The organism is Streptomyces sp. RGM 3693 (assembly GCF_050471125.1).
Classification (GTDB): Bacteria; Actinomycetota; Actinomycetes; order Streptomycetales; family Streptomycetaceae; genus Streptomyces.
Genome location: NZ_JBMPPQ010000001.1, coordinates 541,559 through 560,062, shown reverse-complemented (window position 1 = coordinate 560,062; position 18,504 = coordinate 541,559). Strand labels below are relative to the sequence as shown.

14 protein-coding genes, 1 tRNA gene and 1 pseudogene are annotated in these 18,504 nt (G+C 70.4%); 8 read left to right on the top strand and 8 right to left on the bottom strand.

Translation table 11 applies throughout. The annotated features are described in order from the left end of the window. Window positions 1–153: 153 nt before the first annotated feature. The 3 genes from lysA to ACO0M4_RS02575 all read right to left on the bottom strand — a co-directional run bounded on the left by lysA (window position 154) and on the right by ACO0M4_RS02575 (window position 3,439). Window positions 154–1,545, bottom strand: coding sequence for a diaminopimelate decarboxylase (lysA, locus tag ACO0M4_RS02585; RefSeq protein ID WP_430367863.1), 1,392 nt, complete (start codon window positions 1,543–1,545; stop codon window positions 154–156). A 115-nt stretch (window positions 1,546–1,660) separates the two neighbouring features. Then, window positions 1,661–2,674 carry an ArgS-related anticodon-binding protein NrtL gene (nrtL, locus tag ACO0M4_RS02580; protein WP_430367861.1) on the bottom strand — a complete coding sequence of 338 codons (1,014 nt, stop codon included), beginning with the start codon at window positions 2,672–2,674 and terminating at the stop codon, window positions 1,661–1,663. 162 nt (window positions 2,675–2,836) lie between these two features. Next, window positions 2,837–3,439, bottom strand: a complete 603-nt coding sequence (locus ACO0M4_RS02575) for a response regulator (protein WP_430367860.1) — start codon at window positions 3,437–3,439, stop codon at window positions 2,837–2,839. Window positions 3,440–3,720: 281 nt separating this feature from the next. Between ACO0M4_RS02575 and ACO0M4_RS02570 the strand changes: the two genes are divergently transcribed. Then, window positions 3,721–3,792 (top strand) — tRNA-Arg (locus tag ACO0M4_RS02570). A gap of 279 nt (window positions 3,793–4,071) precedes the next feature. Here ACO0M4_RS02570 and ACO0M4_RS02565 read toward each other — a convergent pair. Both ACO0M4_RS02565 and ACO0M4_RS02560 read right to left on the bottom strand, forming a co-directional pair. Next, window positions 4,072–4,260: a hypothetical protein gene (locus ACO0M4_RS02565; protein WP_430367859.1), complete on the bottom strand. Its 189-nt coding sequence runs from the start codon at window positions 4,258–4,260 to the stop codon at window positions 4,072–4,074. After that, window positions 4,257–4,906 (bottom strand): annotated as a pseudogene (locus ACO0M4_RS02560) (response regulator). The gene ACO0M4_RS02565 and the pseudogene ACO0M4_RS02560 overlap by 4 nt, the downstream one beginning before the upstream one ends. Before the next feature lie 227 nt (window positions 4,907–5,133). On the opposite strand from ACO0M4_RS02560, the gene ACO0M4_RS02555 reads away from it, so the two are divergent. The 3 genes from ACO0M4_RS02555 (at window position 5,134) to ACO0M4_RS02545 (ending at window position 8,784) form a co-directional block, all read left to right on the top strand. Then, the gene (locus ACO0M4_RS02555; RefSeq protein WP_430367858.1) at window positions 5,134–6,132 is read left to right on the top strand and encodes a DUF3800 domain-containing protein; all 999 of its coding nucleotides are present in this window, start codon (window positions 5,134–5,136) and stop codon (window positions 6,130–6,132) included. 381 nt (window positions 6,133–6,513) lie between these two features. Further along, a complete protein-coding gene (locus tag ACO0M4_RS02550) occupies window positions 6,514–6,705 on the top strand; it encodes a hypothetical protein (protein ID WP_430367857.1) in 192 nt (63 codons plus the stop codon). A gap of 201 nt (window positions 6,706–6,906) precedes the next feature. Beyond that, the gene (locus ACO0M4_RS02545) at window positions 6,907–8,784 is read left to right on the top strand and encodes a DNA/RNA helicase domain-containing protein (protein WP_430367856.1); all 1,878 of its coding nucleotides are present in this window, start codon (window positions 6,907–6,909) and stop codon (window positions 8,782–8,784) included. Between the two features lie 81 nt (window positions 8,785–8,865). Here the strand turns inward: ACO0M4_RS02545 and ACO0M4_RS02540 are convergent, their stop codons facing one another. From ACO0M4_RS02540 to ACO0M4_RS02530, 3 genes are all read right to left on the bottom strand, one after another. Continuing rightward, complete coding sequence (locus ACO0M4_RS02540) at window positions 8,866–10,755, bottom strand: DNA/RNA helicase domain-containing protein (protein WP_430367855.1); 1,890 nt, start codon at window positions 10,753–10,755, stop codon at window positions 8,866–8,868. A gap of 148 nt (window positions 10,756–10,903) precedes the next feature. Continuing rightward, entirely contained in the window at window positions 10,904–12,076 is a 1,173-nt protein-coding gene (locus ACO0M4_RS02535; protein WP_430367854.1) for a hypothetical protein, read from the bottom strand. Window positions 12,077–12,250: 174 nt separating this feature from the next. After that, entirely contained in the window at window positions 12,251–13,549 is a 1,299-nt protein-coding gene (locus ACO0M4_RS02530; protein WP_430367853.1) for a cytochrome P450, read from the bottom strand. A 467-nt stretch (window positions 13,550–14,016) separates the two neighbouring features. Here ACO0M4_RS02530 and ACO0M4_RS02525 point away from each other — a divergent pair, with 467 nt between their 5' ends. From ACO0M4_RS02525 to ACO0M4_RS02510, 4 genes are all read left to right on the top strand, one after another. After that, window positions 14,017–15,402 carry an FtsW/RodA/SpoVE family cell cycle protein gene (locus tag ACO0M4_RS02525; RefSeq protein WP_430371211.1) on the top strand — a complete coding sequence of 462 codons (1,386 nt, stop codon included), beginning with the start codon at window positions 14,017–14,019 and terminating at the stop codon, window positions 15,400–15,402. Further along, a complete protein-coding gene (locus tag ACO0M4_RS02520) occupies window positions 15,399–16,853 on the top strand; it encodes a penicillin-binding transpeptidase domain-containing protein (protein WP_430367852.1) in 1,455 nt (484 codons plus the stop codon). Before ACO0M4_RS02525 ends, ACO0M4_RS02520 begins: the two co-directional genes overlap by 4 nt. Before the next feature lie 75 nt (window positions 16,854–16,928). Continuing rightward, complete coding sequence (locus ACO0M4_RS02515) at window positions 16,929–17,411, top strand: HD domain-containing protein (protein WP_430367851.1); 483 nt, start codon at window positions 16,929–16,931, stop codon at window positions 17,409–17,411. 305 nt (window positions 17,412–17,716) lie between these two features. Then, a complete protein-coding gene (locus tag ACO0M4_RS02510; RefSeq protein WP_430371209.1) occupies window positions 17,717–18,499 on the top strand; it encodes an ABC transporter ATP-binding protein in 783 nt (260 codons plus the stop codon). Window positions 18,500–18,504: the final 5 nt, after the last annotated feature.

The following is an 18,504-nucleotide window of genomic DNA, read 5'->3' as shown; positions in this document are numbered from 1 at the left end:
CCTCGTCTTTTCTTCGATCCAGCAGTTTCATGCTCGGTCACGCACCAGTTTCCTGGTCATGCACCAGTCTCACGCACCGGACGGCGGTTTCTGCCGTTCGTCCGGATGCCGAGACATTTATTTCATCCGGGGCCCGGTCCCGGCGATCCGCCCCTACCCGACATCCAACCGCAGGAGATCTTCCTCCGTCTCCCGCCGGACGATCACCCGGGCCGCACCGTCCTTGACCGCCACCACCGGCGGCCGCAGCGCGTGGTTGTAGTTGCTCGCCATGGACCGGCAGTACGCACCGGTGGCCGGCACCGCGAGCAGGTCCCCCGGCGCGACATCGCCGGGCAGGAAGGCGTCCCGGACGACGATGTCCCCGCTCTCGCAGTGCTTGCCGACGACCCGCGAGAGCATCGGCTCGGCGTCGGAGGTGCGGGAGACCAGCGCCACGCTGTACTCCGCGTCGTACAGCGCGGTGCGGATGTTGTCCGACATCCCGCCGTCCACGGAGATGTACGTCCGCAGCCCTTCCAGCTCCTTGACCGTACCGACCTCGTAGAGCGTGAAGGCGGTCGGGCCGACGATCGCCCGGCCCGGCTCGACCGACAGCCGCGGCACCCGCAGCCCGGCCGTCTCGCACTCGCGGCCCACGATCTCGCGCAACGCCCGGGCGATCTCGTGCGGTGCGCGCGGGTCGTCGTCGGAGGTGTAGGCGATGCCCAGTCCGCCGCCGAGGTCGATCTCCGGCAGCTCCACGCCGTGCTCGTCCCGCACCTCGGCGAGCAGCTGCACCACTCGCCGCGCGGAGACCTCGAATCCGGCCATGTCGAAGATCTGCGATCCGATGTGGCTGTGGATCCCGATGAGTTCGAGTCCGTCCAGCTTCAGCGCGCGCCGCACCGCCTCGGCGGCCTGGCCGCCGGCCAGCGCGATCCCGAACTTCTGGTCCTCGTGCGCGGTCGCGATGAACTCGTGGGTGTGCGCCTCGACACCGACCGTGACCCGGATCTGCACCCGCTGCCGCTTGCCGAGCCGCTCGGCGATGTGCGCGACCCGCACGATCTCCTGGAACGAGTCGAGCACGATCCGCCCCACCCCGGCCTCGACGGCCCGGGTGATCTCCTCGGTGCTCTTGTTGTTGCCGTGCAGCGCGATCCGCTCGGCGGGCATTCCGGCGTCCAGCGCCGTGGCCAGCTCGCCCCCCGAACAGACATCGAGGTTGAGGCCCTCCTCGGTCAGCCACCGCACGATGGCCCGGGACAGGAACGCCTTGCCCGCGTAGAAGACGTCGGCGTCCGGCCCGAACGCGTCCCTCCAGGACCGGCAGCGGGCCCGGAAGTCGTCCTCGTCCAGGAAGTACGCCGGCGTGCCGAACTCCTCGGCGAGCGCGGTCACGGCCAGCCCGCCGACCGTCACCACACCGTCGGCGTCGCGCCGGACGGTACGGGACCAGACCTGCGGGTCAAGGGAGTTGAGATCGGCGGGCGGCCCGGCGTAGTGCCCCTCGGGCAGTACGTCGCCATGGCGGGGCCCTGCGGGATGCGCGGAACGGCTCATAACGGAAACGGTCCCCTCAAGATCGTTCAGAGGTGCTGAGCGGGGCGGTCGTCGGCGCGCCCTGCCGGTGTGCGGACGCGTACATCAGACATTTCCAGACTCAGGCATAGGTGGTTCAGACGTGTTCAGGAGCAGAGATGCCGAGCAGGCGCAGGCCGTTCCCCAACACCGTCCCCGTGGCTTCGGCAAGGGCCACCCGGGCGCGGTGCACGGCCAAGGGTTTCTGCTCGCCGACGGGCAGCGGCCAGAACTCCTCCTGCCAGCGCAGATAAGCGTCCGCGGTGGCTTCCAGGTGGCGCACCACCCGGTCCGGCGCGCAACGCCGCGCGGCGGTCGCGGTGACCGTCGGATACGTGGCGAGAGCACTCTCCAGCGTCTGGAGGCCCCGCGCGTCCCCGTCGGCAGCGTCCGCCGTCACGTCCCCCGGCTCGCCGACGAACCCCAGCTCGCCGGCGTTCCGCACCATCGCGCGGGTCCGGGCGTGGGCGTACTGCACCCGGAACCGCGGGTTGTCCGCGTGCTGCACCGGCCGCTCCGGCGCCCGCACCGGGTCGTGCGCCGCGGGCTTGAGCAGCACCCACCGCGCCTCGTCGCCCCCGAGCCGGGCCACCAGTCGGGCCCATTCCCCGTCACCGGTGTCCAGCGTCAGCGGCCGTTCCGCACGTACCTCGTCCCGCCCGAGCCGGGCCAGGACCTCGCCCACGACGGTCTCCCGGGCCTCGGCCCACTCCCCCGCGTATCGCGCCGGCCCGCCGCCCCGTCCCGGTCCCTCCGCACCGGACGCAGGGGCCTGGCCGTAACGCTCCCCGCGGGCCAGTACCTCCCCCACCAGACCGGCCGACGCCCCGTCCCCCAACGTGAAATTCAAGAACCCCGGCCCGGCGATCTCGACCCGGGCGATCCCGGCGCTCCCCACCAGCCGCCTCCGCAGGATCTCGGCCACTTCGCGTGCGGGCCGCCCCGCCTGCTTCGCGAGCTGGAGCGCCACATTGGACGCGTAATCCCCACACCCGGGCCGCGGCGGCGGCTGCACCACGATCCGCGCCGGCACGGGCACGGAGAGCTCCCGCTCCTCAACGGCACCACGCACGGAGCGCAGGACGGTACGGGAGAGCTCGGCCGGGGTCACAGGACAAGCGTATGGGAGGAGGGGGGTGCCCACGCGAACGGGTTTCGCGTGGTGGACACCGGGCCACGGTCCGTAGGAGAACGGACCGGCGTACGGCGGCCTACGAGCCGACGACGGAAGCGGGGAACGAGCAAGCTCCCCGCTCAAAGGGACCGCAATGCGTCACCCGGCGGCCCGCCCTCCCCCGCTGCCCGGCTCACCGCCCGCCGGGCCACCGCTCTCCACACCGTCCCCCGGAGCGGCCTCCTCGGACACCCCACCGCCCGCCCCCGCCATGTCGCCCCGCGGCGCCTCACCCCGGCCACCGGCACCCTCGTGCTCCGCACCACCCCCGGCGCCCTCGGGGCAACCCCCGCGCCCCTCATCCCCCGGGTGCTCCCGCTGCTGCCGCCCCTCGCGCACCAGCATCCCCACCGTGCGCACCAACTCCGTCGGCTCGAACGGCTTGGCCAGAAAGGCGTCGATCCCCACCGACTCCCCGTTGTCCACCTCGCCCTGCGTGCACGCACTGACGATGGCGATCGGGATGTCCCACGTCCGCGGGTCGGAACGCAGCCGTGCCGCGGTGTGCAACCCGCCCAGCCGCGGCATCACGACATCGAGGGTCACCACGTCGGGTCTGACCTGATGCACGACATCCAGACACTCGGCACCATCAGCCGCGGTCACGACCTCGAAGCCCTCCAGCTCAAGGTTGACCCTGATCAACTGCCGGATCACTTTGTTGTCATCGACCACAAGGATCCGACCGGACAAGCCAGGCACACCATGAGACTAGGTGCGCCCTTGTAGCTGCGTCCCGGTTTTGCCCACTTCCGCCCCCGTGCGAGGGACCTTTCGGCGACCACCGCCGACCCGTCCTCCGCATGCGGTAAGGGCGACCTTCCTTAGGCCCCCGAGACGCCCCTCGCCACACCCCTCGCCCCCTTCCTCGGACCCCCGGACCCACCCCGCCCGCCGGCTCCGCGGCCGACCATCAAAACGTTCATGACCACCCCATCGGAGCTGGTAGTGTTCTACCCGTCGCCGCAACGAGTGGCGACAACGCCCCCGTAGCTCAGGGGATAGAGCAACGGCCTCCGGAGCCGTGTGCGCAGGTTCGAATCCTGCCGGGGGCACCTCAGAGAAGGTGCCGAAAATCCCTTGACTGGCGAGAAGCCGGTCAAGGGATTTTTTGTTGTCCGGGATTTCCGCCCGGGATTTCCGCCCGGTTTTATCGCTTGGGTCTACTCGGGTTTGTTCGGGTTCATTGCTCGGGTTTTTGTTGCGTGCGTTTTCATTGCCGGCGTTTTTGTTGCCGGTTGCGGATTCTCAGTGGTGCGCGTTCAGGGGAAGGCGGCACGTCACCCGCCAGCCCGACGCCTCCGTTCCTGGTTCCAGGTCGGTCGGACCGGCCGTCAGGGTGCCGCCCAGGGGGCGTTGCGGGTGGTGAGGGTGGGTGGGGCGAAGGGGGCCGGGGCGAGCATCGCGCCGGCGGCGGCGTACGTGCACGTGCGCCGGCGGCGACTGCGGCGGTGTAGGGGCGGCGTGGTCGGGTCCGGGGGCGGGGCGGGTAAGGCGGGGGCGGGGAAAAGCGGTTGGGTCATGGGGTACGGCCGGTTGCGTCGCCCGATTCCCTGGCGCGGACGGCTAGTCCGACACAGTTACGGACGCCAGCTTCCGTTGGATGCCGGCGAGGTCGGTCTTGACCGTGCCGGGCGAGATGAAGGGTTCCGCGGCGACTTCGGAATTGGTCATGCCTTGGGCGAATTTGCCGGCGATCTCAATTTCGCGGTGGGTGAGGAGGTTCTCGTTCCGGCGGAGTTTTCGGGAGCGGCGGCCGTGGTTTCGCTCGACCGAGTTGCCGGTGAGGTGCTGGAACAGTCGGACGGTGTTGGAGGGGCTGATGGGGCTGTCGCCCGCCATCGCGGCCCGGGCGCCTTCGATGAGCAGCGCCGGGCCGGAGCGTTTGAGCAGGAAGCCCGAGGCGCCGAACCGCAGTGCGGGGTAGACGTAGGCGTCGAGGTCGAAGGTGGTGGCGACGACCACATGGACCGGGTGCGGCGCCTCGGGGCCGGCCAGCAGCCGGGTCACCTCCAGGCTGTCCCGCCGCGGCATCCGGATGCCAACCGGGGCCACATCGGGGGTGAGCCGCCGCGCCGGCTCCACCGCCTCCACGCCGTCGGCCGCCTCACCGACGACTTCCATGTCCGGCTGGCGCTCCAGGATCCGCCGCATTCCGCGGCGGACCATCTCCTGGTCGTCGGCGATCAGCAGGCGAACGGGCACGGGAGGTTGTGCCGGATGGCAGGGGCTCAAGCTCCGCTACGGCCCGCTGCCGATGGGCGGCTCCACACGACGGCCTCGGTCGCATCGCTTTTCAGCCAGGCGCATTGCCCGGCACCAGGCTCTCCCCTACCCTGCTCAGCAGTACGAACACCACCGCTGCGACCGGGCTCTTGTCCGGCGTGGCACCTCCTATGGCCGTCCCCCGGGGATCTGGGGCCGGCCATAGCTGTTTCTGGACTTGGGGGAGTCTCTTGTACCTGTGTTATCTCGACGAGTCCGGGACCGGCCAGACGTTGAATCCGGCAGTGGCCGACTCGGTGCCGGTCATGGTCATCGGCGGGTTCACGGTCCCGGAGAACCAGGTGCAGGGTTTGGTGTGGGACTTCCTCGAACTGAAAAAGAGGTTCCGGCCCGAACTGCGCAAACTTCCCTCTCTGACGCAGGTGGTGCACCACGAGGTCAAGGGCGAAGCGCTACGCAAGAGCTTCCGTCGCCAGGGGCGCAATCAGCGGCGCATGGCACACGGCTTCCTCGATCACCTGATCAACATTCTCGAGCGGCGTGACTGCACGGTCATGGCCCGGATCTGGGTCAAGCAGGACGGCGCCCAGAACGACGAATCCGCCATGTACGCCGCGGCGGTGACCACGTTGTGCGCGACGTTCGAGCACTATCTGGCCGAGCGGTCGAGTAGCGGTATCGCCGTTCTCGACAGCCGGAATCCCCATGACAACACGGGAAATGTGCATTGCGTGACCACGCGGCGGTTCGGCAAAGACGAGGACCGTCTACCGCACCTTCCCGAGTCACCCGTGTTCGGGCACAGCAATACGCACATCGGGCTGCAGATCGCCGATCTCCTGGTGTCCGCGGTGCTGGCGCCGGCAGCTGCCGTGACCTATGCGGCGGACCTCAGCAGCACCAACGTCCATTGCCACCCGGGATACCGCACGGTCCGCGAACGGCACTGCCCGCGCATCGGCAAGCTGCAGCACCGTTACCGCTCGACCACCGGCAAGTGGGCCGGTGGAGTGGTCGTTTCGGATGCACGGGGCCAGGAGTCAGCTGGAAAGCTGTTCGCTCCGGTGATGACGATGCGCAGGGACGACGGGCCGCTCACCGGTGTTCCCGAACAGGTGTCACCGCGCGACTTGGCCACGGCCCCTCCGGCCGCTTCGCCCACTTCGTAGCGGACAAGAAAAGACTCATCGGTCAGAATTGCGGACCGGAACGGAACAGTCTTGCCACTTCGTCGATCACTGCGTACCGTATCGAACTCAATTTCGGCAACAACAGACTTCCGAGGTCCCCTCGGACAGGTCTTCCGCCTACGTATGGAGTGCGCACGTGCCTTTCCTCCCGCTCGACGGCCGACTCCCGCCGTCGACCCCCGAGCCGTCGGTGTTCGGACAGTAGCCGAGCGACCGGGCCGCCACAGCACAGCCAAGCGGGCTTCGAAGCATCGCCTGAGTCCACTTCCTCGTCCGCGACCTGCCCGGATCACGAGGAAACGTTCCTGCTTTGGGTGACGCCCCCTTGTGTGACGACGCAGTCCCTCGAAGGGAACCGCCGTGCTGTCCGATCCCGCCGTCCTCGCGGCTTGCACGTCCGCTGCCGTCGTGGCGTGCTGCGCGCTCATCGTCGCCGGCAAGATCGCCGGTGATGCGCTGCGCGGCAGTCGCTCCAGCGACCGTTCGCAGATTCTCCGCTCGCTGGCCGACGTATTCCGATATCTCCTGACGCCCTGGAGGCGCCGCAGGTAATCCCCCGGGTCTGGGAGGTGCGCAGTTCCGGCGCACCTCCCGGATCCGGACCCGAACCGCCGAGAACCGCAGAGTTAGAGTTGATACCCATCATTCAAGCGGCCCGCCGGGCTTCCACTCCTGACGGAGAAATACCGTCCAGGTGCTCGAAGGACATGCCCCCACCCGCTCCAGCGATTTCGTGCTGCCTGGGGGCTTTTCGTGCTTTTTCGTGAATCCGTCGAGCGGGTGGCCGCCCGCAATGTTGAAGGAATGCTGGAAGAGCAGTTGGCCGAGCAGTTCGTGCATGTGCACGGCTATCGCCCCGGCGATTCCGAGGTTCGCTCCTGGCGGCGCAGCATTCCGGCGCTGACCGGTGCACTGCTCGACGCGGGTCTCGACCAAGTCGAGATGCTGATCGAGTACGGGCTCCCGCTCACCAGCAAGCGGGCGGACGTGGTACTCGCCGGCGTCCACCCGGATACCCAGGAGCCCTCGTACGTCGTCGTGGAACTGAAGCAGTGGAGCGAGGCGTATCCGGACGAGGACGATGAGCCGACGCTGTGCCGGGTCGACGCGTACGCCCGCCCGGTGCTGCACCCGATAGAGCAGGTCCGCGGGTACTGCGCGTACCTGGTCTCGTTCAACGGTGCGCTCGCGCAGAATCCGGAGCAGATCGCCGGCGTCGCCTATCTGCACAATGCGACCGAATTCGGCGTGAGCGGTCTCTATGCGACGCAGCAGGACGAGCACGGGCGGATGTTCACGGCGGACCGACGGGGGGAGTTCGTCAGCTACCTGCGGTCGAGGCTGGCCCCGGCACCGGGCGCGGAGGCGGCGGACGCACTGATCGCGGGCAAGACCCAGCCATCCCGGCAGCTGATGGCGGTGGCCGCGGACGAGGTCCGGGAGCGGGAGCAGTTCGTCTTGCTGGACGAGCAGCGGGTGGCGTACGAGTTGGTGCTGCGAGCCGTCCAAAGAGCACATGGGTCGGACCACAAGGAAGTGGTGATCGTGACGGGTGGCCCTGGCACGGGGAAGAGCGTCATCGCCCTGTCACTGCTGGGTGAGTTGTACCGCCAGGGGCTTCCCGCGCTGCACGCGACCGGGTCACAGTCCTTCACGAAGACGATGCGGAAGGTCGCGGGCTCCCGCAAGCGTCAGGTCCAGGACCTCTTCAAGTACTTCAACAGCTTTATGACGGCGAAGCGGAACAGCCTGGACGTGCTGTTGTGCGACGAGGCGCACCGCATTCGGGAGACCTCGGCGAATCGCTACACCCGGGCCGAGCACCGTACGGGGAGGCCACAGATCGATGAGTTGATCGATGTGGCCCGGGTGCCGGTGTTCCTGCTCGATCAGCACCAGGTCGTTCGGCCCGGGGAGATCGGCAGGGTCGAGGAGATCAAGGCGGCCGCCACCCGGAGAGGGCTGCAGTGCCGGGAGGTTTCGCTGGACAGTCAATTCCGGTGCGGCGGCAGCGACGCCTATCTGCAATGGGTCGTGCGGCTGCTCGGGCTCGAGGGCGACGGCCCGGTGTCCTGGGAGCCTGACGGCCGGATGGAACTGGAGGTCGCCGACTCCCCCGCGGAGTTGGAGGCGTTCCTGGAGGACCGCCGCTCGCAGGGGTACGGGGCCCGGATGTCGGCCGGCTACTGCTGGAGATGGTCGGAGGCCAAGCCCGGGGAGCCGCTGCCCGAGGACGTGGTGATCGGCGACTGGGCACGTCCCTGGAACCTCAAGGGCGAGCGCTCGGTCATGGGTGCGCCGCCCTCGGCTCTGTGGGCCACCGACCCGGCTGGGTTCGGCCAGGTCGGCTGCGTCTACACGGCGCAAGGTTTCGAGTACGACTGGAGCGGAGTGATCCTGGGGCCTGACCTGGTCTGGCGGACCGACCGCTGGGTGGTTGACCGGACGGCGTCCAAGGACCCGGTCTTCAAACGGTCCACGCCGGACGAGGACGTGGACCGGCTGATCCGAAACACGTACAAGGTCCTTTTGACCCGCGGCATGATCGGAACGGTCATCTACTCGACTGACCGGGAGACCCGGGCCAGGCTGCGTGAGCTGATGGGCCGGCCGGGGAGCGTCACCGAGTAGGCCGCAGCCCGGCCCGGGCCCGAGGGCCGTCGGCACGGCGCGATGGCTCTCGAGGCCCGGGCCGGGCACCCAGTGGGCGGGCTATGAGGGGTCGTGCCCCCTCCCCCCACGGACGAGTTCGTTGAGCTTCGCTCGGGTTTCCGGGTCCGGAGAGTAGAGGACGGTACCGGCCATTCCCCGGGTGAGCAGGACCTTGTAGGTGTTCTTGATCAGCCGGTCGAAGTCAGCATCGGATGCCCCGTTCAGTGCGGTGTCTCGGCTTTCCGATCTGTCGGATCGCCAGTTTTGACCGCGCCAGACAAGGTCCGGGCCGAGGATGACTCCGTTCCAGGCGTATTCGAAGCCCTGTGCCGTGTAGATGCATCCGATCTGCCCGAATCCTGCGGGGTCGGTCGCCCACAGGTCCGAGGGGGGCAAGCCACCCACCCCGTGGGGTGCGCTGATGTTCCACGGACGTCGCCATGGGCCTATGGAGACGTCGTCCACCAGCGTTCCGTCCTTGTTCGGGCGGCTCCACGGCCAGCAGAAGCCCGCCGTGATACGCGCGGAGTGGCCCTCGTCCCGCCTAGCCCGCAGGAAGTTCTCGAGTTGCGCGGGGCTGTCGGCCACCTGCACCTCGAAGTTGTCATCGCCACGCCAGGTGTGCGGACCCCCCGGTGCCAGCCCCAGCAGCTGCAGCACCCAAGCCTCGTAGGCGCGGCTGCCACCACAGCGGAACTGCGCATCGAGGTCGACGTGACGCACGATGATGCCCCGTTCAGCGGCCGCCTTCTCGATGGCCTCAGCCGTTCCCGTCTCACCCGGGCGCACGACCTGGTGCTCGTCCAGCAGGAACACGGGGACCCGTGCCGCCTCGATCAGTTCGTCGATCTGGCGCTTGGTGGCCCACTTGCTGCCCGGCGGAGCTCCGTTCGAGGTCTCGCGGAGCCGGTGTGCCTCGTCGAGGATGAGGACATCGAGGTCGTTTCCCCTGGCCCTCTCGAAGCTGTTGAAGTAGGTGAACAGCTTGCCGGTTCCGGATCGCTCCTCGGTGACCTTCCGCTGCAACGTTGTAGTGAAGGACTTGGATCCTGTGGCGTGCGCCACCGAGCGGCCCCGTCGGGAGAGTTCCCCCAGAAGCGACAGCGCTATGACGCTCTTACCCGACCCCGGCCCACCGTTGACGAGAACGATCTCCTTACGCCCGTTCCCCTCCCGGTCCACCTCAGCCAAGGTCCGCAGCACCAGGGAGAACGCCTTCTGCTGTTCACCGAGCAGGGTGAAGTGGCGGCGGTGGAGCACCTCGTCCGCGGCAGCCTCAAGGAGGGTGAGCGTCGGAGCGCACCGGCTGGTGAGCAGGGCATCCGCCGCCAGGTGGTCCGGGTCGGGGATGAGTCGTTCGTGGAGGAACGTGAGGAAGGCGTTCCTGCTCGTGTTGGTGAAGAGGCGGCCATCGGCGACGGGCGCCGACAACAGGCTCGACACGTCCCGGTCTTCGGCATTGTGCAGAAACGCCGCACCGCTCACCCGATGCCCGTGCCCGTCCAGCACCCGGGTGAGATCGACGAGATACTCGCAGTAGCGGCGCACCTGCGCGACGGGATGCATCTGCGCTCGGCGCGGGACGGTCCCGCGGACCTCGCAGAGGTCTTCCGAGCCCCGGATGGCCTGGGCGGCACTCCACTGTTTGAGCTCCACGACGACATACGCAGGTTCGCCCGTCCGGGGGTGGACTCCCGCAAGCACGACGTCGGCGCGCAGGCTGCACATCGGCAGCGGGTACTCGACCAACATCTCCACGTCCGCGAGGCCCGCGCTGACGAGCAGCCGCGCCAGCTCGTGCAGGCTCACGTGCCAGGAGTTAATTTCGGCACGGGACGGCTGCTGCCGGTAGGCGAAGTAGTAGGCGGATTTCAGGTCCTCGACGTACTGCCGGCAGTCGGGCGCCGCATCCTCGGCCAGCGAACGGGCTGACGTACGCAGCAAGGTCACGGAACTCCCCCAGGGCACACGAGTGGTCTCGTGCGGGTGGGGGCGTTTCCCTGTGTGGAAGCCCGTCGGGCCGCATCACTTCAGCACAACTCTAGCCAGGCCCGCCCGGTGGCTTCGACGCGATGTGACGTCGGCCGTCCAACGGACGTCAGCGGAATTCTCTGTCGAGTTGGATGCACTTCTCCGACGCCTGCAGGGCGCTGGCCGCCTGCCGGATGAGGACGTCGAAGTCCCTGGCGTCTGCGGGGGCGGTGAGGTCGCTGGGGAGCACGAAGACGGGTACGCGTGCGGCCTTGATCATCGTTTCCAGCAGCGGAGCGATATGGTCCGGCCCCCCTCTGCCAGGCCGCGGCAGGGCCTCCACGGACCGCAGCCAAGGCTCCTCGCAGAACAGCACGTCGCACACCGGGAAGGCGGCGGTGCATGGTCCGGAGAGCACCCGGGTGGTGTAGCCAGCGCGGTTGAGGGTGTTCTCCGCCGAGCTGACCAGCCGGCTCCCGTGGGCCGCCGTGGTTCCGGTCACCACCAGAACGCTCTTGTCCTGTGCGGTGTACGCGGCCCGCACCGAGTCCAACACGAAGCGCTGAGCGGCTGCGGGATCCGACGCCAGCCGGAAGCCACTGCCATGCCACTGGAGCTGGCCCCGCGGGTCCAGCCCTTCGAGCCTGGCGTGTACCGGCCCCGCGGCGAAGAGCTCCGCCGCGGGTCGTCCCGGAGCCGCGGTGAGCCGCTCCCGCAGGAATCTGATCAGTGCGCCACGGGAGTCACGTGTGAAGAGGTGCGACAGACCCGTACGCGGGTAACGGAGCAGGTCCGTAACGTCGCTGTCAGCCGCGTTGTGTAGGTAGGTCAGGCCGGCCAGACGCGCTTCGTTTCCCACGAGGGCGGAGTGTGACTTGATCAACGCGCGACAGAAGTCCGCCGTCTGCTCGGCCGGGTGCCGCTTTGGCTTGCCGGTCTGGTTCGCGACCACGAAGCGCCCAGCACGGTCGGGGGCGGCGGTGACGCGCCTCCACTGTTTGAGCTCGGCGACGACGTAGGAGGGAGCGTGCGTCGCGGGGTGCACGCCGGCGAGGATGACGTCCGCCGGCCCTCTTCTCCCCGGCAGTTTGTACTCGATCATCATGTCCACCGCCCCCAGGCCGGCGTCGCGGAGGTCCCGGGCCACGGCGGGGAGACTGTGTCGCCAGGCCCTTTTCTCCCCGTCGCTCGTCTCGCCGGCCCGGCCCTGCTCGACCTCCGCTGCCTCGAGCGCGGGCACCAGGCCGTTGCGTAACTGCAGGGCGTGCAGTTCGTCGGCGGACAGCCGCATCAGATACATCTCTCCCCCTCAGCCGGGCGACTCGGGGCACGAGAGTACGGCGGATCCGACGGCGGATCCGACGGCGGGCCCGACGGCAGCCCCAAGTTCCCCGGCCGGGTGCCCGCCCGGGCCGGTGTGGGCCCGGTCGGGAGGTGGGGGCGGGGCGGGAAGTGGGGGCGGGGGGCGTCGTGGTTAGGCGTCGAGGCGGACCGGGAGGGAGTCCAGGCCGTAGACGATGGAGAGCTTGCGGAATTCCAGGTCTTCGGGGCGGGCGGCGAGGCGCATGGTGGGGAAGCGGCGGACCAGGGCGGGGTAGGCGGCGCGGAGTTCCATGCGGGCGAGTTCGGCGCCCACGCAGCGGTGGATGCCGTAGCCGAAGGCGAGGTGGGAGGGGATCTTGGCGCGGTGGGGGTCGAACTGTTCCAGGTCGGGGCCGAGTTCGCCGTCGCGGTCGGCGCCGCTGAGGGAGCACAGGACGACGTCCCCGGCGGAGATCTGGACGCCGCCGATCTCCAGGTCCTCGCGGGCGAAGCGGGGGAAGGCGACCTGGACGACGGTGAGGTAGCGGAGGAGCTCTTCGACGTAGCGGTCGACGGCGTCGTCGCCGTCCTTGAGGGCGGCGAAGTGCTCGGGGTCCTGGAGGAGGACCAGGGCGCCGAGCGCGAGCATGCTGGCGGTGGTTTCGAAGCCGCCGGTCAGGACGCCGTCGGCGAGGCCGGCCAGCTCCTCGTCGGTGACCGAGTCGCCGTGTTCGCGGACGATCATGCCCAGGAGGCCGTCGCCCGGGTTTTCGCGCTGCTTCTTGACGACGTCGCGGAAGTAGGAGAGCGATTCGGATATGGCGCCGAAGGAGGCGTTGGCGCCGCTGAAGAGGTCGAAGCGGGCGGCGCTGAGGCGCTCGAAGTCGGCCCGGTCCTCGTAGGGGACGCCGAGGAGCTCGCAGATGACGAGGGAGGGGATGGGGAGGGCGAAGGCGGCGACGAGGTCCACCGGGTCGCCGTTGCGGCCGGCCTGCTCCATGGCGTCGAGGCGTTCTTCGACGATGTCGTGGATGCGGGGGGTGAGCCGGCTCAGGCGGCGCATGGTGAATTCGGGGGTGAGGAGCCGGCGGAGGCGGGTGTGCACGGGCGGGTCGGCGAAGCCCAGGCCGCCGGGGTTCTGCTCGGCGCCGGCGCCGGCCTTGCCGACGAGGTTGGTGAAGTCGGAGCTGAAGGCGTCGGCCTTGCCGAGCACCGCCTTGACCTCGTCGTAGCCGGTGACCAGCCAGACGTTGGCGGCTATCGGCACCGGGAGCTTGCTGATGGGCTCGCGCTCGCGGACGGCGGCCAGGTCGGGCACCGGGTCGAGTCCGTCCCGACGCAAGGGCATCAGGACGGCGTCCGGCAAGAAGGACATGCGGGAAAGGTCGAAGCCCTTCTTCCGTGTTCTCGCCAGGTAGAGGCGGCCGGCCCAGGCGAAGATCCGGGAACGGAGGGTCGTCATGGCGCTCATACTGCCTTTCGTCGCGGGGGACGGTCACCCGCGCTCGGCCGCCCCCGTGGGCCGAAACGGCGCGGGACCTTCACTCGGCGTGCTTGGTGTCGTACGCCATAGCCCCTCGCGTGCGGCGCCATGGCGCGTGTCCATGGCGTCGACCGGTGCAATCGGTCGTCCGCGTCAGCGTGACGAGCTCGGCCTTCTGCTTTTCGTTCTGACCGAGTTTACAAACTGCCATTGGCATCGTTCACAGAACAGCCCGGACCTACCCCTATGAGGTCCCTGATTCTCCCCCTAGGGGCCGGTCGACCGGGCCCGTCCGCGTCCGCCGCCCGGACCGGGGTCCGCCCGGCAGCCGGTGCGCGGCGGGTGCAACAACGGCACCTATGGGCGTTATGGGCGAAATGCTGGGATTTGCTTGCTACGTTGCCGATGTGGATGTGGCGGACGGGGCGGATACGGCCGAGGTGCGGGCGAAGGCGGTGGACGGTGGGCGGGTGGCGGACGGGGTCCCGGCGCCGCCGCGGCCCAAGAGGCGGGGGGTCGAACTGGCCCTCCTCGTAGGTGCCGTGCTCATCAGCGTCTGCGGCTATCTGGCGGTGGGGCTGGCCAGGACGCACGCGGTGCCGGCCGGGGCGCTCCGGTACGCGGCGGGGCTGGGCGGGCTGGCGCTGCTGGCGCACCTGGTGGTGCGGTTCGGCGCCCCGTACGCGGATCCGCTGCTGCTGCCGACCGCGGTGCTGCTCAACGGGCTCGGGCTGGTGCTGATCTTCCGGCTCGATCTGGAGACGCCGGCCGATCAGGCCGCGCCCGCGCAGTTGGTGTGGTCCACGGTGGGTGTGACGTTGTTCATCGGGGTGGTGGCGGTGCTGCGGGACCATCGGGCGCTCCAGCGGTGCGCCTACGGGTGCGCGGCGCTGGCGCTGGCGCTGATGGTGGTGCCGATCGCCTTCCCGGCCGTCAACGGGGCGCGGATCTGGATCCGGGCGGCCGGGTTCTCGCTGCAGCCGGGCGAGTTCGCCAAGGTGCTGATCACGGTGTTCTTCGCGGCGTACCTGGCGGCCAACCGGGAGGCGCTGGCGCACACCGGGAAGGTGGTGTGGCGGCTGCGGCTGCCGGCGGGCCGGGTGCTCGGGCCGGTCGTCGCCATCTGGCTGGTGAGCGTGGGGGTGCTGGTCCTCGAACGGGACCTGGGGACGTCGCTGCTCTTCTTCGGGGTGTTCGTGGTGCTGCTGTATGTGGCCACGGGGCGGACCGGGTGGATCGCGGTGGGGGTGCTGCTGGCGGCAGCCGGGGCGGCGGCGGTGGGCACGTTGGAGCCGCATGTGCACGTCCGGGTGGAGGACTGGTTGCGGCCGTTCGCCGGGATCGCGGCGGGCCGGGGGCCGGGGCAGTTGGCCCAGTCGCTGTTCGCGTTCGCCGCGGGCGGGACGTTCGGGACGGGGTTGGGGCAGGGGCACTCGTCGCTGATCGGGTTCGCGATGAAGTCGGACTTCATCCTGGCGACGCTGGGCGAGGAGCTGGGGCTGGCCGGACTGAGCGCGCTGTTCCTGCTGTACGCGCTGCTGGCGGCGTGCGGCTACCGGGCGGCGCTCGGGCTGCGCGACCCCTTCGGCAGTCTGCTGGCGGTCGGGCTGGCGGCGCTGCCCGCCCTCCAGGTCTTCGTCATCGCGGGCGGGGTGATGGGGCTGATCCCGCTGACCGGGATGGCGATGCCGTTCCTGGCCCAGGGCGGCTCGTCGGTGGTGACCAACTGGATCATCGTCGCGCTGCTGGTGCGGATCAGCGACCGGGCGCGCGGGCCGCGGACCGGGGACGCCGCCCGGCCGGCCCGCGCCGCCCCGGACGTCGTCGGGGCGCTCCGGTGATCCGCGGCATCCGGCACACCGCCGCGTTCTCCTTCCTGCTGCTGGCCGCGCTGCTGGTCAACGCGGTCCGGGTGCAGGTCTTCGAGGCGGACCGCTACACCGGCAACTCCGCCAACCGGCGGGCCGCCATCGCCCGGTACGCCCAGCCCCGCGGTGCGGTGCTGGTCGGCGGCCGCCCGGTCACCGGCGCGCGGGACAGCGGCGGGCGGCTGCGCTACGAGCGCACCTACACCGACGGCCCGCTGTACGCGCCGGTCACCGGCTTCGCCTCGCAGACGTACGGCACCTCGCTGCTGGAAGGCGCCGAGGACGGCATCCTGGCCGGGACCGACGACCGGCTCGTCACGTTCCCGTGGTGGGACCGTTTGATCCGCCGCCGGCCGCCGGGCGGTCGGGTCGAGACCACCGTCGATCCGGCGATGCAGCGCGCCGCGTTCCACGGGCTGGCCGGCCGCAAGGGTGCGGTGGCGGCGGTCGAACCGCGCACCGGGCGGGTGCTGGCGCTGGTCAGCTCGCCGTCGTACGACCCCGGTGAGCTGTCCGGGAACGGGCGGTCGGTGACCGGTGCCTGGCGGCGGTTGAACGAGGCGGCGGACCGGCCGATGCTCAACCGGGCGCTGCGGCAGACCTATCCGCCCGGCTCCACCTTCAAGGTCGTCACCGCGACGGCCGCGCTGGACAGCGGTCTGGTCAAGGACCTCGACGCCCCGCTGGACGTGCCCGACCCGTACACCCTGCCGGACACCCGCACCCGGCTGGGCAATCCGACGGCGGGCTGTGAGCACGTGGGGCTGCGGGAAGCGTTCCGGCTCTCCTGCAACACGGTCTTCGCGCGGCTGGGGGTCGGTGTCGGGTTGCGCGCGATGGCCGGGACGGCGGAGCGGTTCGGCTTCAACGACCCGGGGCTGCGGCTCCCCTCCCCCGTCGCGCGCAGCACCTTCAACACCAGGATGGACCCGGCGCAGCTCGCGCTCTCCGCGATCGGGCAGTACGACACCGCCGCCACCCCGCTCCAGATGGCGATGGTGGCGGCGGCGGTGGCCAACGACGGCCAGCTGACCCCGCCGTACCTCGTCGAGCGGGTGACCGACGCGCACGGGGTACTGGTCGCCCCCGGGGCGCGGGAGCCCACCCGGCAGGTGATGAATCCGGCCACCGCCCAGCAGTTGCAGGAGCTGATGGCCGAGGTCGTCGAGCACGGCAGCGGGCGGACCGCGGCGATCGACGGGTTCACGGTGGGCGGCAAGACGGGGACCGCGCAGCACGGGGCGCACAACGAGGGCACGCCGTACGCCTGGTTCATCGCGTGGGTGCGGGACCGGCAGAGCCACGAGCCGGTGGCGGCGGTGGCGGTGGTCGTGGAGGACGCGGAGGCCGAGCGGGCGGACATCAGCGGGGGCGGCAGTGCCGGGCCGATCGCGCGGGCGGTGCTGGCGGCGGGGTTGCGGTGAGACGGCGGCCGGCGCGGGGCGGGCCGTCCGGTGGCCGGTGTCCGCGGCGACCCGACCCGCCGTCACAATGGCGCCATGGCTTGTGATGCGGAATCCTCCCCGGCCCCCGCGGCACCCTCGCGGCTCTCGCTCACCGAGGTGGAAGCGCTGGCCCGGCGCGCGCACGAGGGGCAGACCGACAAGGCGGGCCGGCCGTACGCCGAGCATCTGGCGGCGGTCGCGGCGGGGGTGCGGGCGCGCGGTGGCAGTGCGGCACAGATCGCCGCGGCCTGGCTGCACGACGCGGTCGAGGACGGGGCGGTGAGCGCCGCGTGGCTGGCCGGGGCGGCGTTGGACGAGTCGACCAAGGCGATGGTCCTGGCGGTCAGCAAGCGGCCCGGGGAGCCGGTCGAGGAGTACACCGCGCGCATCCTGGCCACGCCCGGTGCGCTGCTGGTCAAGGAGGCGGACCTGGCGCACAACGCCGATCCGGCCCGGCTGGCGGTCCTGGACGCGCCGACCCGGGAGCGGCTGACGGCCAAGTACGCCCGGGTGCGGGCGTTGCTGGGACTGGGGTAATGGGAGGGATGGGAATAAGGGGAGTGATTGAAGTCACTTCCGTGCTCCGGTCACCATCGCGGACTTTCCGGGCCCTTCGGACCTCTGACGGCCTCCGGATGCGTGACGCCCTTCGGACTTCGGCGCATCCCGCCGGCGGGGCGGGCCCGGTCTGCGGAACCGGCGCCCGCCGTTCCACGCATCGGACGCCCACCCAGAAAGGTGTCGTACGCAGCTAATCTGCCGCGATGACTCCCACGCAGCCTTCGGAACCGCAGTCCCCGGACCCTCAACCCACCGACCTGCACCGGCCGGACGCGGGACGGGTGGTCGCCGCGCTGGCCGGCGTCGGCGTCCGCCGCCACGCCACCGACCAGGTCATCCTCGACGGCGTCGACTGGGCCGTGCGCGCCGGTGAGCACTGGGCGCTGCTCGGCGCGAACGGGGCCGGTAAGACCACCCTCCTGCGGCTGATCGGCGCGCTGATGTTCCCCACCGTCGGCACCGTCGAGGTGCTCGGCCACCGGCTCGGCCGGGTGGACGTACGGGAACTGCGGGCCGCCATCGGCCTGGTGTCCGGTGCGCAGAAGGTGCCGCAGGACGCGACCGCGCACACGGTGGTGCTGACCGGCGCGAGTGGCACCGTGCAGCCGCTGTGGCGGACGTACGGCCCGGCGACCCGGGAACGGGCCCGTGAGCTGCTGGCCGAGCTGGACTGCAAGGAGTTGACGGACCGGCCCTACGGTGTCTGCTCGGGCGGGCAGCGGGCCCGGATCCTGATCGCCCGCGCGCTGATGGCCGATCCCCGGCTGCTGCTGCTCGACGAGCCGTTCAACGCGCTGGACCTGCCCTCCCGCGAGGACCTGATCGACGCGCTGCACCGACTGGCCGTGCGACGGCCGGAGTTGGCGACGGTGACGGTCACCCATCACCTGGAGGAGCTGTCCCCGGCCATCGGGCGGGCCGTGCTGCTGCGCGACGGGCGGGTGCAGGCGCTCGGCCCGGTGGCGGAGGTGCTGACCGGTGAGCGGATGACGGCCTGTTTCGGGCGGCCGATCGAGGTGTCCCGGCACGAGGGGCGGTGGCTGGCCCGGTCCGGACGGCGGTAGGCCCG

Excerpts from the sequence above, each read along its gene's own strand:
- lysA (WP_430367863.1), bottom strand. The coding sequence starts at position 1,545 with ATGAGCCGTTCCGCGCATCCCGCAGGGCCCCGCCATGGCGACGTACTG.
- ACO0M4_RS02565 (WP_430367859.1), bottom strand. The coding sequence starts at position 4,260 with ATGACCCAACCGCTTTTCCCCGCCCCCGCCTTACCCGCCCCGCCCCCG.
- ACO0M4_RS02555 (WP_430367858.1), top strand. The coding sequence starts at position 5,134 with ATGGCCGTCCCCCGGGGATCTGGGGCCGGCCATAGCTGTTTCTGGACT.
- ACO0M4_RS02535 (WP_430367854.1), bottom strand. The coding sequence starts at position 12,076 with ATGTATCTGATGCGGCTGTCCGCCGACGAACTGCACGCCCTGCAGTTA.
- ACO0M4_RS02530 (WP_430367853.1), bottom strand. The coding sequence starts at position 13,549 with ATGAGCGCCATGACGACCCTCCGTTCCCGGATCTTCGCCTGGGCCGGC.
- ACO0M4_RS02515 (WP_430367851.1), top strand. The coding sequence starts at position 16,929 with ATGGCTTGTGATGCGGAATCCTCCCCGGCCCCCGCGGCACCCTCGCGG.